The sequence below is a fragment of the Nitrospinota bacterium genome (assembly GCA_016235255.1).
Taxonomy (GTDB): domain Bacteria; phylum Nitrospinota_A; class UBA7883; order UBA7883; family JACRLM01; genus JACRLM01.
In genome coordinates, this window is record JACRLM010000013.1 from 1 (window position 1) to 18,270 (window position 18,270).

Sequence of the window (18,270 nt, forward strand, 5' to 3'; positions counted from 1 at the left end):
AGCGGGAAAACGAGGCTAAAGCGGGCTCCATGGGGGGCACAAAACAGTCGTTGTCTGAGCGCAAAGAGGCCGTCAATCCGCAATTACGGGGTAAATGATGGATCAAAACCACGATGCTGGAATTATGCAAAGGTCTCCTTGAAAATGAGCGCATGACGGCGCGGGGAATCAAGGGGAATCAAAATGGCCGAAGTTCCAGGGCTTTACCGTAAGTATCAATTTCAAGCCTTTGTGGCAAGGGGGTAATCATGAAACTTTCCAGGAAGCTGGTCGTAGGGTTTGTTGTGGTGGCTTCGATAACTGCTGTGACGGGGGGCATCGGGCTTTTCGGCCTGACGCGGGCGACCGGCAATCTTGAAGCGGTGGGCGGAGCAAATCTGCCTTCAGTCCACCGCCTTCTGACCGTGGCCAACGGCCAGGCGGGGGCAGTGGCGGCGATGAGGTCGCTAGCGGTGTCGGAAATGGACATCAATGGCCGGAACGCCCAATATGAGACGCTGAACAATAACCTCCAGAAAGCGGATAATGCCATAAAGGCTTTTGAGACTTCGCCCAAGTCAAAAGAGCAGGCCAGGGCTTGGAATGAATTCATGCCGGCGTGGAACCAGTGGGCCGCCGAGGTGAAAAACAGCCTGGCCATTTCGCGCAACATAGACGAGTTGGGCGTTGACCAGCCCGGCAGGGTCAAGCTTGCAGTCATGTCGGCGATTGTGGTGCATGATGATCTTTACGAAGGATTTACCACCGCCCTGACGCGGAAAAGCGCGCCAAAGGTGCTGCTTGACGAATCCAAATCGGAGTTTGCCGCCTGGGTGGGAGCTTACAAACCAGCCGATCCCAAGCTCGCCGGATCCATTGCCAGCGCTGTGGGCCAGCGCAAGCTTGCCTTTGAAAAAGCCGTTCGGACAAACGATCTTCTTGTGTCCGGCAAATATACTGAGGCCAGGGACGCATTGGCGGAGTTTCGCGACGTTTCAAAGGGGGCCAACGCGCAGTTGCTTTCGATTTACGCAAAGGCCGATGAGGCCGACACGCTATTCGGCCAGCTAAGGGAAAGCGTTTTCGGCAAAGTGGCCCCGCTGTTCAGCAGTTCCAACAGGTTGCTTGAGGAAATCTCCTCGTCAAGCATGGCGGAGACGCGGACGGTGTTCTCCGAGACTTCCGCCGAGGGGATGATGGCCAGAAGCGTGATGATATCGGCTATCATCATGTCTGTGTTCATCGCGATAGGCATCGGCCTGTGGCTGGCCAGATCCACCACCGGGCCGATAGGGGGGATCGTGAACAACCTTTCCGAAAGCTCGGGGATACTCTCCAACATCTCCAGCCAGATTTCCACCGCGAGCATGTCCCTTGCCGAAGCGGCCGGAGAGCAGGCGGCGGCCCTGGAGCAGACATCGTCCTCCCTGGAGCAGATATCGGCCATGACCAAGCAGAACGCGGACAACGCGGACAACGCCAGCCGCCTTTCCCAGGGGATGACCGCGGTGGCCAGGAAGGGCAACCAGGCCATACGCAAGATGATCGAAGAAATGAAGGCGACCAACAAGGCCTCCGGGGAGATAGCAACCATCATAAAGGTGATAGAGGACATCGCCTTTCAGACAAACCTGCTGGCGCTAAACGCGGCGGTTGAAGCGGCGAGGGCGGGCGAGCACGGGAAGGGCTTTGCGGTGGTGGCCGAGGAGGTGCGAAACCTCGCCCAAAGGTCCGCCGCCGCGGCGCGGGACACAACTGGCCTTATAGAGGACACCATGAAGCGCGCGGCCGAGGGGGGGCAGTCCGCCCAGCACGCCGACGCAGTCCTGGGCGAAATAATCGAATCGGTGGAAAAGGTGGCCAACCTGGTGACTGAGATCGCCGAGGCGTCCAAGGAGCAGGCCGAAGGGGTGGAGCAGCTTAGCGTCGCGGTGGCTGAGATGAACAAGATCACCCAGTCCAACGCCGATTCGGCCCAGCGCATCGCCTCTTCGTCCGAAGAGATGAACGAGCAGGCCAGGGTCTCCAGCGAGGCGGTGAAGGGGATGTTCGGCATCGTTTACGGCAATGACCTGCGCACGGCGGCCCAACTGCTGCTAAACAACGGGAATGGCAATTCCTTCGAATGGGACCCGGACCTTCTGGCCATAGACGTGCCGTCCATGGACGGCCAGCACAAGAAGCTTTTCTCAATGATGAGCGACCTGAACAACGCCATCATAAACGGCGGGGGCGAGGCGGCGCGCAAAGGTCTTGACTCCCTGATAGATTACGCCAAGAAGCACCTGGCCGAGGAGGAGTCGCTCATGAAACGGTACAACTATCCGGACTTCACCGGGCATAAGGCAATTCACGACAGGATACTCGAAAAGGTCCATTCGCTTTATGACCAGGTAAAGCAGGGGAACGAAGGGGTGATGATAGACATCATGATGTTCCTGAAGGACTGGCTGTACAACCATATCCAGAAAGTGGACAAGAGGTATGGCCAGCATATCAACCAGGAGGACTATCGCACCACGGCCCCCAGGCGGGCGCTTATCGAAAGGACCGCCGCGTAGCCGGCGTATTGCGGCGGATAACATTCATTGAAAGGCGACACCATGAATTCAGAAATGCTCCTGGAGCCGGAACTTGCGCCATCTTCCTCCCGCCAATGGGGAAGGAGCGGCAAATTCCTCACCTTCGTCCTCGGCGGGGAGGAATACGGCCTGGACATCACCAGGGTCAAGGAAATCATCGGGGGGATGGAGATAACGTCCATCCCCAAGGCCCCCGGTTTCATCAAAGGGGTGATCAACCTGCGCGGCAAGATAATCCCGGTGGTGGACCTGCGCTTAAAGTTCGGGATGCCTGAAGCGGCGCACACGAGGGAAACAGTGTTTATCGTGGTGGAAGTTGCCGGATCGCTGGTGGGCGTCGTGGTGGACCATGTCCGGGAGGTGCTCGACATCAAGGGCTCCGAAATCGAACCGCCGCCTCACTTGGGGGCAAGCCTTGAAACGGGCTTCATACTGGGCATGGGAAAGGTGGCCGGGAGGGTGAATATCCTTCTGGACATAGGGAGCGTACTGTCGCACGAAGAGGCCTCTGCCTTAAAGACCATCGCCAACGCATAACCGCTTTACTATTCGGGACAGTAATGTCGTAAAAAGCATATTAAAAGTGCTATTTGCGACATTATTGTCGTTCAATTACTCCCGACCATAACTTATCACTTGTAATAACAGCCGCTTATCCATTGGATTAAAAAATGCTTATTTTTAATTGATAGCCTAATTAAAGGAACAGCGCTATGGGAACGCAAGTTATTGCCGGGGTTGAAGTTAGCGAATATTCCAAGAAGTTTCTTGAAAGAGGCGCCAATCCGTCCAATCGCGGAGCTTTTTTTGGCGAAGAGGCGGCAGAAAGGGGGTTGGCCCTTGTCGAGGCGAAAAATGCCGATATCAGGCTGTACTGGCTGGTCAATCCGGTTTCGGACATCATCGAAGGAGCGAAGTTCTTCGCTTATGGAGGAAACGAATCCAACGCCATCGCCGACACGCTTTGCGCCATTGTCCGTGGGTTGACGATAGACGCCGCCACTGCCCTTTGCGGCATGGACGTGGATGCCGCGTTGCGTGACAATCCGGTGGTCTCGCCCGTACCGGAGGGCAAACGGCCTGTTTTCATCGTTGTGGACGAACTGCTCAAAAGCGCCAAGGCTGCATATCCGGCGGCGAAGGGGGCCGCGCTGGCCATTATCGCCGCCCGCAACGTGGCGCCAAAGAGCTCCGGGCCAAGCGCGTGGACAACTGAGGCGGAACGTGAATGGCTGACCCTTTCCAAAAAGGACCAGATCGCCAGGATAGAGGCCGTCCTCGACCAGGACATCCGCGATTACCTTCACAACGAGGGGGGTGACATATTCGTCCGGGACGTGATTGAAGGGAGAAGAGTGCTGGTCAATTACGAAGGATTGTGCGGCTCATGCGCCTCTTCCACCGGCATGACCCTGGCCTTTATCGAGGACAGCCTCCGGACAAGGCTTTATGAAGGGCTCACGGTGGACCCGGTATGAAGGAGGCGGACATGGACGGCGGCGAAGACAGGGAACTTGAACAGGCTGTCGCGGCCCGGCGTGAATACAAGTATGGATTCAGGACGGACATCGAGTCCGACGTTTTCCCCAAGGGGATAAGCGAGGATGTTATCCGGGCCATATCGGCCAAAAAGAACGAACCGGAATTCATGCTCAAGTTCCGCCTTGACGCATACCGCCGGTGGATCACCATGCCCCATCCCGACTGGGCGAACCTGAACATCCCGCCGGTGGATTTTCAGGACATTTCCTATTACTCCGCCCCCAGGCCCAAGGCCAGGCTTGATAGCCTGGACGAAGTGCCGCACGAAATAAGGGAGACCTTCGAAAGGCTGGGCATACCCATTGAGGAGCAGAAGATTCTGTCCAACGTGGCGGTGGACGCGGTTTTCGACTCGGTGAGCGTGGCCACCACTCACAAGAAGAAACTGATGGAGGCGGGGATCATTTTCTGCTCCATTTCCGAGGCCGTAAGGGAATATCCGGAGCTTGTAAAAGAATATTTAGGCTCGGTGGTGCCGCCGGGGGACAATTTTTACGCCGCATTGAACAGCGCGGTGTTCTCCGACGGATCGTTCGTGTATATCCCGCCGGACACCATCTGCCCCATGGAGCTTTCCACATATTTCCGCATCAACACCCAGGAGACCGGGCAGTTCGAGCGCACGCTGATAGTGTGCGCGGAAAACAGCCAGGTGTCTTACATCGAAGGGTGCACAGCGCCGCAGTATGACAAGAACCAGCTTCACGCCGCCATTGTGGAACTGGTGGCGATGGACAACGCCAAAATAAAATACAGCACCGTCCAGAACTGGTACCCAGGCGACCCGCAGACCGGCAAAGGGGGCATTTACAACTTCGTGGTAAAGCGGGGGCAATGCCGTGGAAACAACTCAAAGATTTCATGGACACAGATAGAGACCGGCTCGGCCATCACCTGGAAATATCCGAGCTGCGTGCTCAAAGGGGACAACTCGGTGGGCGAGTTCTATTCCGTCGCGCTCACAGCCGGCCGCCAGCAGGCGGACACCGGCACTAAGATGATACACATCGGCAAGAACACCCGCTCGTTCATCATATCAAAGGGGATATCGGCGGACAGCTCGCGCAACAGCTACCGGGGGATGGTGAAGATCACCCCCGGCGCCCAGAACGCCAGGAATTACACCCAGTGCGATTCCATGCTGGTGGGGGACCGTTGCTCCGCCCACACGTTCCCGTATATAGAGGCGCAAAACCAGACCGCCCAGGTGGAGCATGAGGCCTCCACATCCAAGATCAGTGAAGAGCAGCTTTTCTACTTCCAGCAGCGCGGGATCGGCAGGGAGCAGGCGGTGAGCGCCATTATCAACGGATTCTGCAAAGAGGTGTTCAACCAGCTTCCGATGGAGTTCGCGGTTGAAGCCAGAAAGCTTTTGGCGATGCGGCTGGAGAACAGCGTGGCATGAACAGCGAGGTGAATGAAGATGCTTGAGATAAAAGGTCTGAGGGCAGGTCTTGAAGGCAGGGATATCCTTAAAGGGATAGACCTTACCGTGCGGGCCGGCGAGATACACGCGATCATGGGGCCAAACGGCTCCGGCAAGAGTACGTTGGCCAAGACCCTTGCCGGGCATCCGTCGTGCGAAATACTTGGCGGTTCCATAACGTTCAACGGGGAGGACCTGCTGGCGATGGAGCCGGAGCGCAGGGCGCTAAAGGGGCTGTTCATGGCGTACCAGTACCCTGTGGAGATACCGGGGCTGGCAAACGCGGAATTTTTAAGGATGGCGTTCAACGCAAAGGTTGCGGCGCAAGGGGGCGAAGAGCTCGATCCGCTGGAGTTCGAAGATGTTCTGCTGGAGAAGATGGCGATCCTTGGGATGGACGCTAAATACCGGGAACGGGCGGTCAACGAAGGATTCTCCGGCGGCGAGAAGAAGAAAAACGAAATACTCCAGATGGCGGTGCTAAAGCCCAAGCTCGCCGTGCTCGACGAGATTGATTCGGGGCTGGACATAGACGCGCTAAAAGTGGTGGCCGGCGGGGTGAACAAGCTATTCAGCCCGGACAGCGCCCTTCTGGTGATAACGCATTACCAGCGGCTTTTAAACTATATAAAGTCCGACTTTGTCCACGTGCTGCGGGACGGCAGGATTGTAAGGTCCGGCGGCGGAGAGCTTGCCTTGGAACTGGAAGCGGCTGGCTACGTGGAGATGGCGGGGGAGCGGGGTGGCGGATGAAGACCGGCGTTAAGCAAAGCGGGGAAGCAGAGGCCGTAATCAACGCCCATGTGGAAAGCGTGACGGCCAAAAGGCTCAATCCATGGCTGCTGGAAAGCAACATGGCGGGGATCGTACGGTTTGCCAGACTTGGTCTGCCGGGCCGCAAGCATGAAATGTTCACATATGTGGACCTTGCGGAACTTTCGCTTCCGGAATTCGACTTCACGCCGGAAATCCCCGGGCGAGTGGATGCCGGTGCGCTGGAAGGGCATCTGTTTACGCCATGCCGGGCAAGCAGGATCGTGATTGTGGACGGGATTTATAATGCAGAACTTACGGACATGTCCACGGTGGAAGGATCGGTCAGGATTTACGGCGCGGCGGGGAATGCCGGTTTGACCAGTGGCGTCTGCCGGACGCTGGAGAACGAGAACGATCCGTTCGCAAGCCTCAACGGGGCGTACTTTCGGGATTTGACCGTGATAGAAGTTGCGCCCGGTGAAACACCGGCGGCCCCGATTGAAATCATTTATTTGAACACCGGCGGCCAACCGGGACGCCCCGCGTATTTTCCGAGGATTCTTGTGAAGGTTGGGGCGATGGCGCATGCCGGGATTGTATTTAAAAGAGTGTCCGGCCCCGGTGAACATTTCATGAGCGCGTTTGAGGAGATAACCGTGGCGGAAGGGGGTTCGCTAAAATACGCATCCGTCCAGACCGGGGCCGCGGATTCATGGAACTTTACAAAGACGTTGGTCACCCTGGGGATGAACAGCTTTGTGTCCACCGTCTCGGCGATTTGCGGAGCGAGGCTTGCCAGAAATCATTTCGAAGCGCATCTGACCGCTCCCGGCGGCAGGATCGAGCTTAATGGGGCGGCGGTGGTGAACGGCTTTGAACAGGCTCACACGTATGTCCGGGTGGTCCACGAAGCGCCGGACTGTTCCAGCGCACAGCGGTTCAAGAATATCGCCGGAGGCCATGCCGCCGCGAGTGTGGACACCACGGTGACGGTGCGTGAAGGGGCGCACGGCTCCACGTCCACCCAGGTCGTCAACAACATGGTTATGTCCAACACGGCCGTTGCTGCGGTGAAACCAAACCTGATGATATTCAACGACGACGTTAAATGCTCCCACGGCGCCACGGTGGGGAGGTTCGGCGATGAGCAGGTGCTGTATCTGCGCTCCAGGGGTATTCCGGTGAAAGAGGCGCTACGGGCGCTCACATCCGGATTCATCGGCGAGATCGTCAACTCAATGATCCCGGCGCAGGCCGCCTCCGCCGCGCGAGCCGGGCTTATGGCGAACCTGGAGGGCTGAATAATGCTAAAGCTTGAAGTGGACACAGGTGTTCTCGAAACGAGGATCAGGAAAGATTTCCCCGGGCTTGCCCGCGCGGTAAATGGACATCCGCTTGTGTACCTGGACAGCGCGGCCACGGCGCAAAAACCGGTGAGCGTCATCCGGCGCATGAGCGATTTTGATTCCAAAGAATACGCCACGGTGCGGCGCGGCTCATACACCATAGGCGAACGGGCCACCGCCATGTACGAGGATGTGCGCGTCCAGGTTGCCCGTCTGCTCAACGCCGGGCGTGTGGAAGAGATAATATTCACCGGCGGCGCCACGCATTCAATAAACCTTGTGGCAGGGTCGTGGGGAAGAAAGTTCGTCGGCGCTGGGGACGAGATAATCATTTCCGCCATGGAACATCACGCCAACATCGTCCCATGGCAGATGCTCTGCGAGGAAAAAGGCGCCAGGCTGCGCGTGATACCCATGACGGACGATGGGGAACTGGTGATGGAGGAGTTCGGGAAAATGCTGGGCCCCAAAACGAAACTTGCGGCGGTGGCCCACGTCTCAAACGTGCTTGGTACCATCAATCCCGTTAAACGGATGGCTGAAATGGCCCACGCGGCGGGGGCGAAAATTCTGGTGGACGGGGCGCAGGCCGCCCCTCACATGAAGGTGGACGTTTCGGACATCGGCTGCGATTTCTACGTTTTCTCCAGCCACAAGATATACGGCCCCACAGGTGCGGGGGTGCTATATGGAAAAATGGAGACGCTGGAGACGATGCCCCCATTCATCACCGGCGGCGACGCGATAGAGACTGTGACATTCGAGAAGACCACATTCTTAAGGCCACCTGCCAGGTTCGAAGCAGGCACACCCCCAATATCCCAGGTGATAGGGCTGGGGGAGGCGATAAAGTACATTACATCCGTGGGACTGGAATGGATCGAGGATCATGAGGCGGGGCTGCTTGAGTACGGGACTTCGCTGATAGGAAGTATCCCCGGACTAAAAATCTTCGGAGCCGCGCGGCGAAAGGCGGGGATAATATCCTTTGCCGTGGAGAACGTCCACCCGCACGATGTAGTGACTATACTCGACCGGCGGGGGATTGCGGTGCGGGGAGGGCATCATTGCGCCCAGCCTGTGATGGCCAGGTTCAAAGTTCCCGCCATGACGCGCGCATCGCTGGCAATGTACAACAACCGCGAGGACCTTAACGCTTTGGCCGGGGGGCTCGTTGAAGTTATCGAGGTGTTCTCCTGATGTCATACAAAAGCGACCTTTACCAGCAAGTCATCCTCGAGCACAACAGGAAGCCGCGCAACTTCCGCGTCATCGAAGGCGGATCAGCCTCATGTGACGGGCATAATCCCCTTTGCGGCGACAAGCTGACTGTTTACGTAAAGGTCAATCCCGAGGAGATCATCGAGGACATCAGCTTCCAGGGGTCCGGCTGCGCCATATCCAAGTCCAGCGCTTCGATGATGACAGCTTTTTTAAAAGGCCGGACCGTGCCGGAGTCGCGGATAATCTTCGACGAGTTCCACCGGATGATAGTCGGCGAATTTGATCCGGAAAGCCCCCAAAGCCACCTGGGGCGGTTGGCCATTTTCAGCGGCGTGCGTGAATACCCCTCGCGCACAAAATGCGCCACACTGGCGTGGCACGCGATGATCTGCGCCGTTGACGAGATGGACATTTTCAGGATAAACGGCTGAAGGGGGCGCGAGCTATTTGTGCGCTAATAAGCCCCCGGATGCGCCGCTCCGCCCCTTGCCTCGTCCGCCCGGTTTAGCGGCACGGAGTTGCTGGCCGTCCCGGCGGGGGCGGCGGGTGTGGCGGGCGCATCTGCCCATTGGAAATCAGGTATCGCCACGGCCGTGATCCCTTCGATAAAACCGCCGGTGACTGGCCGGAAGTCCCCACTGTCCGGATTGGCCAGCGTGGGCTGGCCTTTGTTGATGTAATTGTCCGCAAGCAATTGGGCGGCGTTGCATGTTGGATTGTCCGCCTGGCAGCCCTGTTCGCCGTCCTCAACTCCAAGAGGCATTTCCGCCCCGCCGTTCCAGATTATGTTCCCCTTGATCTGTAGATTCGTGTCTGTGACCGCTGGTGAAGGGATGTTCGAACCCCCTCCCGGAGCGCGCGGGCCCTGGATCGTGAAATGCTGGTATGCGCTTGCATAACCGGCCGGGTTGTACACCACGTTGTTGTAGATGTAAACGTTCCGGTTGGGTACCGGTTCACCTTCGGTGAACGCCGCCGATGTCCCCCACCCACCAAGCGCAAGGTTGGCCGCGCACCGTGCGGTGTCCCCGTCGCAGCTTCGCGAGCCGAAGGCAGCCTCTATCACGTGCGAACGCTCGCCCACCCGGTACATGGTGTTGAACGCCATGAGCACGTTGTACCCGCCGTTCACACCAATCCCGGCGCCGTAAATGTCATGGATGACGTTGTTGACGAACTTGATGTCGTATGCCTCGTAATGTATCCATGGAGAGACCATATACTCAAATCCCGTCCCCTGGCCCGCCGTGAATCCACCCTCCCCGCAACTGTAATACTCGTTTCCTTCAACACGGAAATAGGCGGAGCCCCCTTTGAGGTACATGCACCAGTTCACAGCGTCGTGAATGGCATTGTTGACGATGTGGCCGTACTGGACGGCGACGAAATCAATGGCGTTGTCCCCGCCTCCAGAGAACTCGCCATCTTCTATGTAAACATAGCTGGACTGGTTTATTTTGAGCGCCTCCTGCGGCCGTTCTCCAACGCCGGGCCATACCGCCGCCGAGCGGCGCATGAGGAAATGGTCGCACTTTTCGCAATGCACGGTGTCGCCCCCACCGCCGTCGGCCACGGACTTCACCCCGACAAGGTACAGGTAGCGGCAGTCGTATATATTAAGCGCGGGGAGTACGGAAGCGTACTCCCCGTCCACCGATTCGATGATCACGGGGGCCGTAAATGTCCCCCATCGCGATTCCCAATAGTTGGGCGCCATTTCCTGGGTGAAAGTTCCGGCTGCAAGCTTTATGTGGTATCCGGTGGACAGGGTCTGGCCTGAAGGGACCATGTCCCAAGCCGCGCTGAGCGTCCGCAAAGCCGAAGCGCGGGAGGCGCCGCTGGCCGTGTCTGAACCGTTCACCGGATCGACCCATATTTCAGTTACAGACGGCGACCCGATGTCGAACGACACTCTTGAAGACGAGACCTGCGAAATTTTTGCGCGGGAAGACGCCCCCCCATCGCCGCCGCATGACGCCAGCAACAGCATGGCAACAGCAATTGAAATGCCAGGAATTGGGCGCACAGTTGTTCCACCAGGATTTACAAATATGATAACGCATATAAAGAAGCGGTGAAAGTGGTTATTGGCGCTGGAGCTTGTTACCGTTTCCCCGAGGCCATGGCTTTCATCTGTTTCAGGCTTTTGTCTTTCGCGAACCGTTTATACTCCGCGGTCTGGGCGCCGTAAATGGCGGCCTTTCCCTCTGTGTCGAAATGGATGCCCCAGCCGTATCGCTTCCCCAGCGGGGAACAGCGCAGGCAGGCCTGCCCCTTGGAAAAATATTTTAACCGTTCGGCGGACTTTTTACCTTTTGGGATGTTGTTCCTTATGGCGTGAATCTCGAATAGCACATCCTCCTGTGTGTACTTGTACGGACTGTTGGCCAGCATTCGATATTGAAGTTCCGGTATGGTCCGTTCCTTGCCCTTTTGAGGCGGGATATGGCCGGCCGCCGCAGGGCAATCCTCCGAAACCGCGATGAAAGCCGAATAGTAGTTGCAGTCTTTCATGCCACCTCCATGCTCCCGTGCCTGGCAAAATAAAAAGGGGCGCATGTTGCGCCCCTCGATAAAGGAGAGAAAGATCGCGCGCTTATAAAGCGCCTGCCGTCTCTCTCCGGGACGGTGTTGTCACCGGCATACCCAGAATCCAGCGCCTGGATCCCATACCCACTGTCCCCTGCAAAGCTGCGGATTAGGCATCCGGTACGGATTGCGGAAGTCATCCCCGCCGGGGCTCTGCGGTCCACCCGGGGGAGGCCCAGGGCGGTATCCAGGGGCTGCCATAGGCTGCTGTTGCTGCGCTCCCGCGGCGGGCCGCGACATGGCGTCTTCCTGCTGGCCGTGCATAAGCCCGGCCGCTCCGCCGACGGCTGCGCCGATCAGCGCGCCCTTGTCCCTGCCGCCCTCGCCGTATTGATGCCCTATTATAGCCCCGGCTCCGGCGCCCAAGGCCGCGCCGACAGCCGCGTCCCTTTGCTGGTTGGGGGATGCGCAAGCGCCGGCGGCGAAAGCCACGGCCACCAAGGCGATCAGATATCTTATTCTCATTGGAGTCTCTCCTTTCTCATCCTGCTTGATTTAGAACGGACGAAACTTGCTCTTTTCGGCCACCTGAGCTGGATAAAAGGCATCCAGACGCCTAAAAGTTCACCTGAGTCCTAATATACCCCACTTGCGCCGTTTTCGCATTAGTGTCACCTCCGGGATTCACAACTATCTGAAAATCCGGCTGGATGAACAGCCACGGGAAAATCTCAGCCCTGTAGGTGAACTCATATGTCGTTTCCGCGGTCAGGTCAACTCCATCCACATCCTTGCTTGTCTGCGCCAGGTCATCGCTGATTTTCGCGTATGCCACGGCGATTCCGGCCATGTCGTTATCCCTTCCCGGGAAAATGCCCATATAGTGCAAACCGCCTCCGAAATAATCGGAAATCTGGCTATGTGTCTTCGGCGCGACCCCGTACTGGCCAAAAATGGCCAGCCCATGCCCTTCATGCGTTTCGTACACAAGCTGGTCAAACGTAATATAGAAACCGGAACTTTCCTTGTGGACCACTGGGTTGCCATCAGCGTCCATCATCCGGACATCCTCGAATTTTCCGGTGTGCCACCACACCCCCAGCCTGTATTTGCCGGGAAGAAAAGCGCTCTCTTCACCTCCGATTCCGTACTGAAGCTCCATCACTTCCATCAGGCCTTCATTCGGCTCGTCTATTTTAATGTCCAGCCCGTTCATGTTCTGGTACGGGTCGCCGGGGTTGCCGTCATAAACCGCCGCCAGCAGGCCGAAGTTTTCCGCCAGCTCCGCCTTGATTCTCAACCCGATGGCGGAAACGTTGAAAATGGAAACAGGCACCGCGTGGGACACGCTTGGGCCGATGCCGAAGGATGAATTGAGGAACAGGCCCGCGTATTCGGAGGTGAAGAACTCGCTGTTAAAATCATGCAGACCGAAAAGGATGGCCAATTGCTTGTCGTAAAGCGTCTGTTCATACCATAGTTGGTACACCCGGGTGGTATCGTTGCTCTCGATGTTGCTTGTTACCTGTGTGTCTCCAACGAAAGTTGACGGGTCGTCGCCATTATTGGCCAGTCCGTGGAAGAACAACGCGCCCCCCTCCCACATGCCGGCTTTTTCCGTGTCCAGGGTGAATTTCAAATCAAGGTTGTCCAGGTACATCGTCTTGCTGTTCGGCTCCACCCCGCCGGTGAAAAGCCTGGCGAACTCTCCTTTGTAAACTATTTCAAAGGACAGCCCCTTGTCTTCCATGGCGCTTCGCAGCCCGCCCCAATCGCCTGTGAGTTTGTCGCGTTCGAACAGCCCCTGTTCCATGGCCGCTTTCTCCTCCGCCATGGAAGCTGACGGCGCCGCAAAAAGGAAGACAGTTACGTAAAAAAACGTGTTTAGTATTTTTGCGCAGCGCATATCCCCATCCTTTGAAAATTTAATCGATTCCCAAGGTCCCCGCTTAACACAATTTAGCATTGTTAACGCCTTTTTAGGCAAACTTTAAGCGTCCGTCATAAACATTAACGTTTGCCTTGCCTATAGACGCGGGTTTTCGGATAATTGCACAACTGCGGCGGAGCGCCGCCATATTCCATATTAAAAAAGTTTAGTCGCCACTCCTATAGTTTGCGGATGAAAATTACTGTATTGCACGGGGTCATACCACCGGACGCTCCGCCGGACGAGCAGGACACACTTGAGCAACTCAAGGGTGTGATGAACGCCCTTGCGGCGCTCGGCCACGAGGCGGAGCCTCTTCCTTTCTCGCTGGATTTGGAAGCGGCGGCGCTGGAGCTTAAAAAGCGGAATCCGGAGGCGGTGTTCAACCTTGTGGACTCGGTAAATGGTTCCGGCAGGCTGATACATCTGGCCCCGTCGCTTCTGGATTATCTGGGCATTCCATACACGGGATCGAAGACCGAGGGCATATTCACGACCTCCGCCAAGCTTACGGCAAAGAAGATCATGACATCGGCCGGATTGCCGACTCCCTCATGGGTGGCCATGGACAACGGCCGGAACGGAGGCGCAGGGCGATACATCGTAAAGTCCATGTGGGAGCACGCCTCTGTTGGGCTTGATGAAGATTCGGTTTTTTTCGCGTCCGGCGCGGCGGAGGCGGCCGGGGCCGTTGCGGAGAAAACGGAAAAGAACGGCGGGGAATGGTATGCCGAGGAGTACATAGACGGCAGGGAATTCAACATATCGGTGATAGGCGGGGCGGGCGGGCCGCGCACTTTTCCGCCAGCCGAGATCCTTTTCGACGGATACGGCGAAGGGAAACTAAAGGTCGTCGGCTACCGCGCCAAGTGGGTGGAGGACTCTTTCGAGTATACCCATACCCCGCGTTCATTCGAGTTTGCGGAAAAAGACAGGCCCCTGCTTGAGCGGCTCTCAAAGCTTTCGCTGGAATGCTGGAGGCTTTTCGGGCTTAAGGGGTATGTGCGGGTGGATTTCCGGGTTGACGGCGGAGGGAACCCGTGGATACTTGAGGTCAACGCCAATCCATGTATCACAACGTACAGCGGATTCGCCGCCGCCGCGGGGCAAGGGGGGCTGGACTACGAGGCGATGACCGGAAAGATATTGGAGGACGCTTTTGTCCGGGCATATGAACATCACGCTTGAAAAATTGGCTTTCAGGGAAGAGCCAACACAGGCCGACGCGGAGGCTGTCCGGCTGATCGTCCAGTCCAGCGGATTCTTCAACGAAGAAGAGGTGGACATAGCCGTGGAGCTTGTGGACGAAAGACTGGCCAAGGGGACGGCAAGCGGCTATTACTTCATTTTCGCCGAGTCCGGCGGCCAGGTGATAGGCTACGCCTGTTACGGCCCCATCGGCGGGACGAAGGACAGTTTCGACATATACTGGGTGGCCGTGCGCGAAGACATGAAAGCCCAGGGGCTGGGCACGTCGCTGCTTACCATGTGTGAAAAAGCCGTTGCGCGGGCCGGGGGAGGGAGGATTTACGTGGACACATCCTCCAGGCCGCAATACGAACCGACAAGGCATTTCTACGAAAAGCGGGGATACCACCGGGAGGCGATCCTGCCGGACTTTTACGCCCAGGACGACGGCAAGCTTATCTATCTTAAGAAACTGCGCTAAAATACCTGAAGCGCAAATTTCTTTTGGAGATAGACAGACCTTGGGCCAGACAATCCTGCTTCTCACCATTTCCAACTTTTTCATGACGTTCGCCTGGTACGGGCATTTGAAGAACATGAGCGGCCAGCCGGTGATGTTCGCCATCCTTGTAAGCTGGGGCATAGCCTTTTTCGAGTACACGCTTCAGGTGCCCGCCAACAGGATCGGCTACGAGCATTTCACCCTCGGCCAGCTCAAGGTGATCCAGGAGATCATCGCCATGGGCGTTTTCGCGCTGTTTGCCTGGTATTACATGAAGCAGCCGATGAAAATGGACTTTTTGTGGGCCGGGCTGTGCCTTGTGGCGGCGGCGTATTTCATGTTCCGTGGCGGGCTGGAAAGTTCCTGACGCGCCACTCGGCAAGGCCTGCTCTGTAAGTAAAAGGCCCCGGTTTTTTTACGGCCTTGCGCCCGGCTCCCGGCGGATGGATGCGCCAAGCCCCTTAAGCTTCGTCTCGATATGCTCGTATCCCCGGTCCAGATGGTACACTCGGCCGATCTGGGTCTCCCCCTCCGCCGCAAGCCCAGCCACCACAAGGCAGGCCGAAGCCCGCAGGTCTGTCGCCATCACCGGCGCCCCGGAAAGCTTTGGGACCCCGCGCACCGTGGCCGAATGGCCCGACACTTTTATGTCCGCCCCCATCCTGCGAAGCTCCGCCACGTGCATGAAACGGTTCTCGAATATCATTTCGGTGATCACCGCCGCCCCGTCCGCCACGCTCATCAGCGCCATGATCTGGGCCTGCATGTCCGTCGGGAAACCTGGGAAAGGGGCTGTTGTCACGTTCACCGGGGATATCACCTCCGGCCCGGCCACCTTCACCGAATCTCCATCTTCGCTCACCTGGCAGCCGCATTCCCTAAGCTTGTCCGAAAGGGCGGCCACGTTCACCGGGTCCATCCGCGTCACGGTGACTTCCCCCCGGGTCATGGCGGCGGCGGTCATGAATGTGCCTGCCTCTATCCTGTCCGGGATTATCCTCGCCGGGGCCGCCTTCAACTCCTTTACCCCCTCGATGGTGATCGTCGGGGTCCCGGCCCCGTGGACTATCGCCCCCATGGTGTTCAGAAAATCGGCCAGCGCCACCACCTCCGGTTCCCGGGCGGCGTTCTCTATCACAGTTTTCCCATCGGCGGTGACGGCGGCCATCATTATGTTCATCACCCCGGTGACGGTCACCATGTCCATGGTGATATGTTTGCCTTTAAGCCTGGCCGGGGCGGATGCGTCCACATACCCGTGCGAAAGGTCTATCTTCGCCCCCAGAGCCGCAAGGCCCTTTAAATGCTGGTCTATGGGCCGCTCGCCGATGGCGCATCCGCCGGGAAGGCTCACCTTCGCGTGGCCAAGCCGGGAAAGCAGCGGGCCGAGCACAAGGCACGAGGCGCGCATTGTTTTCACAAGCTCGTAAGGCGCCTCGTGGCGGGTGATGGCCGAGCTGTCCACCATGTACGCCGAGGCGTCCACCCTGGTGATTTTCGAGCCGAACACCTCAATTATCCGGGCGATGGTCCGGATGTCCATCAGGTCCGGTATGTTCGTCAGGGAGAACTCGCCTGGCGCCAGAAGCGTCGCCGCGAAAATGGGGAGCGCCGCGTTCTTGGCTCCGGAGACCTTCACCGTACCCTTAAGTGGCCTGCCCCCTTCGATTATTATTTTGTCCATCGTTTGATTGAAATCACTCCTTCAACTGCGCCACAACCACCCGGTCGATTCCCGCCAGGTCCGGCGCGATTTTTACGATATCAAATTTCCCGGCGGCGTTTATCATCTCCGAAACGCTCTTCGATTGTTTATAACCTATTTCCATAGCAATGAAACCGCCAGCCGTTAAATATTCCGGCGCCCCCTCAAAAATCCTTTCTATCACCGAAAGCCCCGTTTCGCCAGCGTACAGGGCTGAATGAGGCTCGTAAAGGGCCGCTTCCGGCGAAACGTCCTTGTCCCCTTCCGGCACATATGGAGGATTCGCCGCGATCAGATCGAACTTGCGGCCGCCAAGATTCGAGAAGATATCCGAGAGGCAAAACTCTATCCGGTCCGCCACGGCATGTGTCCGCGCGTTGAATCCCGCCACTTCAAGAGCGGCCGGGCTTATGTCCACCGCGGTGATTTTCCATGCCGGGCGTTCTTTGGCGAGGGTCACCGCTATGGCCCCGGAGCCGGCGCCGATGTCCAGCGTCTCGATCCGGCTGTCCGCCTTGAAAAGACGCAATGCCTCCTCCACCAGCATTTCCGTTTCCGGCCTTGGGATCAGGGTGTCGCGCGTCACCTTGAACGAAAGTGAATAAAATTCCTTCTCGCCCGCGATGTACGCCACAGGTTCGCGTTTGAGCCTGCGCGCTTCCATCGCTTTGAATGCGGCGGCGGTCTCGTCCGTCACCACCGTTTCCGGATGGGCATAAAAATACCCCCTGTCCACCCGCAGCAGGTTTGCCATAAGCGTCTCAGCGTCCAGCCGGGGAGTGGGAATGCCGGCGGCCTTGAACGAAAGCTCTGCGTGGCGCAGAAGGGAGGTTATAGTTTCAGGCATGGGAGTGACCGCCGTCACCAGCCGCTATGGCAGGCCGCGCCTGTACAGCGCCATCTGCCCTGAGCCTTCGGCCACGCCAACCTCGATCCAGCCGCCTTGGGCAAGCTTGCCGGACAACTCCTCCGTCAACCTGCCGCAGACATATTCGGCCAGCCGCTCCACCGTGGTTGCCACGAGGGGGAGGAGGACGCAATCCTCCTTCGGGAAAACGTAGCGTTTGTCCTTGAACTTCGCCTCAATCTCTTTTTCGGAGATGTTCAGGGTGTGGCGCGTGTCGTTGGCGGCGATTATGGTCCTGTGGTCCAGCGAATCGCAGACCTTCTTTATCACCGGGTTGATGGTGTTAAAGTCAATTATCGTGTGGTCGGCCCCGGCGGCGGCGGAGATTTCCACGGTGACGGTGTAGTTGTGGCCGTGCAGCCGCTCGCACTTGCCCATGTCCACCAGGAAATGGGCGGAGGAAAAATTGTGCCCCCCCCGGAAAATCCTTATCCTCGTTTCGCTTTTCATGTCTTAAAGATAGCCGATGAAGGGGGCTGCGGCAAGTTATTGAGGCTGTTCGTTGGCTTCGGTTGTGTTAGCAACAAATAGAAATGTCCGGTTTAGTAGCACATGAATTGTCCGCTTTGTCCATCCGGTGATTTCCGATTAATCCCGGCGTGGCCGCAAGCGGCGGACAGTTACGCCGCAGCCTTCCTTTTCTTTTTGATTTCA

General features: G+C 57.6%; 18 protein-coding genes. 11 read left to right on the plus strand and 7 right to left on the minus strand.

Annotation, left to right across the window (positions count from 1 at the left end; all coding sequences use genetic code 11):
- Positions 1-248 precede the first annotated feature (248 nt).
- The 8 genes from HZB29_01495 (at position 249) to HZB29_01530 (ending at position 9,286) form a co-directional block, all read left to right on the plus strand.
- Positions 249-2,540 (plus strand): bacteriohemerythrin, encoded by a 2,292-nt coding sequence (locus HZB29_01495; protein MBI5814266.1) that lies wholly within the window; start codon positions 249-251, stop codon positions 2,538-2,540.
- Positions 2,541-2,582: 42 nt separating this feature from the next.
- Complete coding sequence (locus tag HZB29_01500) at positions 2,583-3,098, plus strand: purine-binding chemotaxis protein CheW (GenBank protein ID MBI5814267.1); 516 nt, start codon at positions 2,583-2,585, stop codon at positions 3,096-3,098.
- A gap of 176 nt (positions 3,099-3,274) precedes the next feature.
- Entirely contained in the window at positions 3,275-4,039 is a 765-nt protein-coding gene (locus HZB29_01505; protein MBI5814268.1) for an iron-sulfur cluster assembly scaffold protein, read from the plus strand.
- A gap of 11 nt (positions 4,040-4,050) precedes the next feature.
- Entirely contained in the window at positions 4,051-5,508 is a 1,458-nt protein-coding gene (sufB, locus tag HZB29_01510) for a Fe-S cluster assembly protein SufB (GenBank protein MBI5814269.1), read from the plus strand.
- Between the two features lie 12 nt (positions 5,509-5,520).
- Positions 5,521-6,282: a Fe-S cluster assembly ATPase SufC gene (gene sufC, locus HZB29_01515; GenBank protein MBI5814270.1), complete on the plus strand. Its 762-nt coding sequence runs from the start codon at positions 5,521-5,523 to the stop codon at positions 6,280-6,282.
- On the plus strand, positions 6,279-7,586 hold the full coding sequence (locus HZB29_01520; GenBank protein MBI5814271.1) for a SufD family Fe-S cluster assembly protein: 1,308 nt from the start codon (positions 6,279-6,281) through the stop codon (positions 7,584-7,586). Before sufC ends, HZB29_01520 begins: the two co-directional genes overlap by 4 nt.
- A 3-nt stretch (positions 7,587-7,589) precedes the next feature.
- Complete coding sequence (locus HZB29_01525) at positions 7,590-8,831, plus strand: cysteine desulfurase (protein MBI5814272.1); 1,242 nt, start codon at positions 7,590-7,592, stop codon at positions 8,829-8,831.
- Positions 8,831-9,286 (plus strand): SUF system NifU family Fe-S cluster assembly protein, encoded by a 456-nt coding sequence (locus HZB29_01530; GenBank protein MBI5814273.1) that lies wholly within the window; start codon positions 8,831-8,833, stop codon positions 9,284-9,286. Before HZB29_01525 ends, HZB29_01530 begins: the two co-directional genes overlap by 1 nt.
- 23 nt (positions 9,287-9,309) lie before the next feature.
- On the opposite strand, the gene HZB29_01535 is transcribed toward HZB29_01530, so the two are convergent.
- The 4 genes from HZB29_01535 to HZB29_01550 all read right to left on the minus strand — a co-directional run bounded on the left by HZB29_01535 (position 9,310) and on the right by HZB29_01550 (position 13,218).
- The gene (locus HZB29_01535) at positions 9,310-10,845 is read right to left on the minus strand and encodes a right-handed parallel beta-helix repeat-containing protein (protein MBI5814274.1); all 1,536 of its coding nucleotides are present in this window, start codon (positions 10,843-10,845) and stop codon (positions 9,310-9,312) included.
- 113 nt (positions 10,846-10,958) lie between these two features.
- Positions 10,959-11,369 carry a hypothetical protein gene (locus HZB29_01540; GenBank protein MBI5814275.1) on the minus strand — a complete coding sequence of 137 codons (411 nt, stop codon included), beginning with the start codon at positions 11,367-11,369 and terminating at the stop codon, positions 10,959-10,961.
- A gap of 120 nt (positions 11,370-11,489) precedes the next feature.
- Positions 11,490-11,909 carry a glycine zipper 2TM domain-containing protein gene (locus tag HZB29_01545; GenBank protein MBI5814276.1) on the minus strand — a complete coding sequence of 140 codons (420 nt, stop codon included), beginning with the start codon at positions 11,907-11,909 and terminating at the stop codon, positions 11,490-11,492.
- A gap of 91 nt (positions 11,910-12,000) precedes the next feature.
- A complete protein-coding gene (locus HZB29_01550) occupies positions 12,001-13,218 on the minus strand; it encodes a carbohydrate porin (protein ID MBI5814277.1) in 1,218 nt (405 codons plus the stop codon).
- Positions 13,219-13,506: 288 nt separating this feature from the next.
- On the opposite strand from HZB29_01550, the gene HZB29_01555 reads away from it, so the two are divergent.
- From HZB29_01555 to HZB29_01565, 3 genes are all read left to right on the plus strand, one after another.
- The gene (locus tag HZB29_01555) at positions 13,507-14,502 is read left to right on the plus strand and encodes a D-alanine--D-alanine ligase (protein MBI5814278.1); all 996 of its coding nucleotides are present in this window, start codon (positions 13,507-13,509) and stop codon (positions 14,500-14,502) included.
- On the plus strand, positions 14,486-14,983 hold the full coding sequence (locus HZB29_01560) for a GNAT family N-acetyltransferase (GenBank protein MBI5814279.1): 498 nt from the start codon (positions 14,486-14,488) through the stop codon (positions 14,981-14,983). Before HZB29_01555 ends, HZB29_01560 begins: the two co-directional genes overlap by 17 nt.
- An 82-nt stretch (positions 14,984-15,065) precedes the next feature.
- On the plus strand, positions 15,066-15,371 hold the full coding sequence (locus HZB29_01565) for a DMT family protein (protein MBI5814280.1): 306 nt from the start codon (positions 15,066-15,068) through the stop codon (positions 15,369-15,371).
- Positions 15,372-15,419: 48 nt separating this feature from the next.
- On the opposite strand, the gene murA is transcribed toward HZB29_01565, so the two are convergent.
- The 3 genes from murA to HZB29_01580 are packed head-to-tail and all read right to left on the minus strand — an operon-like array spanning position 15,420 to position 18,066.
- Positions 15,420-16,688 carry a UDP-N-acetylglucosamine 1-carboxyvinyltransferase gene (murA, locus tag HZB29_01570; protein ID MBI5814281.1) on the minus strand — a complete coding sequence of 423 codons (1,269 nt, stop codon included), beginning with the start codon at positions 16,686-16,688 and terminating at the stop codon, positions 15,420-15,422.
- A 13-nt stretch (positions 16,689-16,701) separates the two neighbouring features.
- The gene (prmC, locus tag HZB29_01575) at positions 16,702-17,556 is read right to left on the minus strand and encodes a peptide chain release factor N(5)-glutamine methyltransferase (GenBank protein ID MBI5814282.1); all 855 of its coding nucleotides are present in this window, start codon (positions 17,554-17,556) and stop codon (positions 16,702-16,704) included.
- Positions 17,557-17,580: 24 nt separating this feature from the next.
- Positions 17,581-18,066, minus strand: a complete 486-nt coding sequence (locus tag HZB29_01580) for a 6-carboxytetrahydropterin synthase (protein ID MBI5814283.1) — start codon at positions 18,064-18,066, stop codon at positions 17,581-17,583.
- Between the last annotated feature and the right edge of the window lie 204 nt (positions 18,067-18,270).

What these genes read in the sequence shown, in the direction of transcription:
- HZB29_01495 (MBI5814266.1), top strand. Translation starts at nt 249, where the DNA reads ATGAAACTTTCCAGGAAGCTGGTCGTAGGGTTTGTTGTGGTGGCTTCG.
- HZB29_01500 (MBI5814267.1), top strand. Translation starts at nt 2,583, where the DNA reads ATGAATTCAGAAATGCTCCTGGAGCCGGAACTTGCGCCATCTTCCTCC.
- HZB29_01505 (MBI5814268.1), top strand. Translation starts at nt 3,275, where the DNA reads ATGGGAACGCAAGTTATTGCCGGGGTTGAAGTTAGCGAATATTCCAAG.
- sufB (MBI5814269.1), top strand. Translation starts at nt 4,051, where the DNA reads ATGGACGGCGGCGAAGACAGGGAACTTGAACAGGCTGTCGCGGCCCGG.
- sufC (MBI5814270.1), top strand. Translation starts at nt 5,521, where the DNA reads ATGAAGATGCTTGAGATAAAAGGTCTGAGGGCAGGTCTTGAAGGCAGG.
- HZB29_01520 (MBI5814271.1), top strand. Translation starts at nt 6,279, where the DNA reads ATGAAGACCGGCGTTAAGCAAAGCGGGGAAGCAGAGGCCGTAATCAAC.
- HZB29_01525 (MBI5814272.1), top strand. Translation starts at nt 7,590, where the DNA reads ATGCTAAAGCTTGAAGTGGACACAGGTGTTCTCGAAACGAGGATCAGG.
- HZB29_01530 (MBI5814273.1), top strand. Translation starts at nt 8,831, where the DNA reads ATGTCATACAAAAGCGACCTTTACCAGCAAGTCATCCTCGAGCACAAC.
- HZB29_01535 (MBI5814274.1), bottom strand. Translation starts at nt 10,845, where the DNA reads ATGCTGTTGCTGGCGTCATGCGGCGGCGATGGGGGGGCGTCTTCCCGC.
- HZB29_01540 (MBI5814275.1), bottom strand. Translation starts at nt 11,369, where the DNA reads ATGAAAGACTGCAACTACTATTCGGCTTTCATCGCGGTTTCGGAGGAT.
- HZB29_01545 (MBI5814276.1), bottom strand. Translation starts at nt 11,909, where the DNA reads ATGAGAATAAGATATCTGATCGCCTTGGTGGCCGTGGCTTTCGCCGCC.
- HZB29_01550 (MBI5814277.1), bottom strand. Translation starts at nt 13,218, where the DNA reads ATGGCGGAGGAGAAAGCGGCCATGGAACAGGGGCTGTTCGAACGCGAC.
- HZB29_01555 (MBI5814278.1), top strand. Translation starts at nt 13,507, where the DNA reads ATGAAAATTACTGTATTGCACGGGGTCATACCACCGGACGCTCCGCCG.
- HZB29_01560 (MBI5814279.1), top strand. Translation starts at nt 14,486, where the DNA reads ATGAACATCACGCTTGAAAAATTGGCTTTCAGGGAAGAGCCAACACAG.
- HZB29_01565 (MBI5814280.1), top strand. Translation starts at nt 15,066, where the DNA reads ATGACGTTCGCCTGGTACGGGCATTTGAAGAACATGAGCGGCCAGCCG.
- murA (MBI5814281.1), bottom strand. Translation starts at nt 16,688, where the DNA reads ATGGACAAAATAATAATCGAAGGGGGCAGGCCACTTAAGGGTACGGTG.
- prmC (MBI5814282.1), bottom strand. Translation starts at nt 17,556, where the DNA reads ATGCCTGAAACTATAACCTCCCTTCTGCGCCACGCAGAGCTTTCGTTC.
- HZB29_01580 (MBI5814283.1), bottom strand. Translation starts at nt 18,066, where the DNA reads ATGAAAAGCGAAACGAGGATAAGGATTTTCCGGGGGGGGCACAATTTT.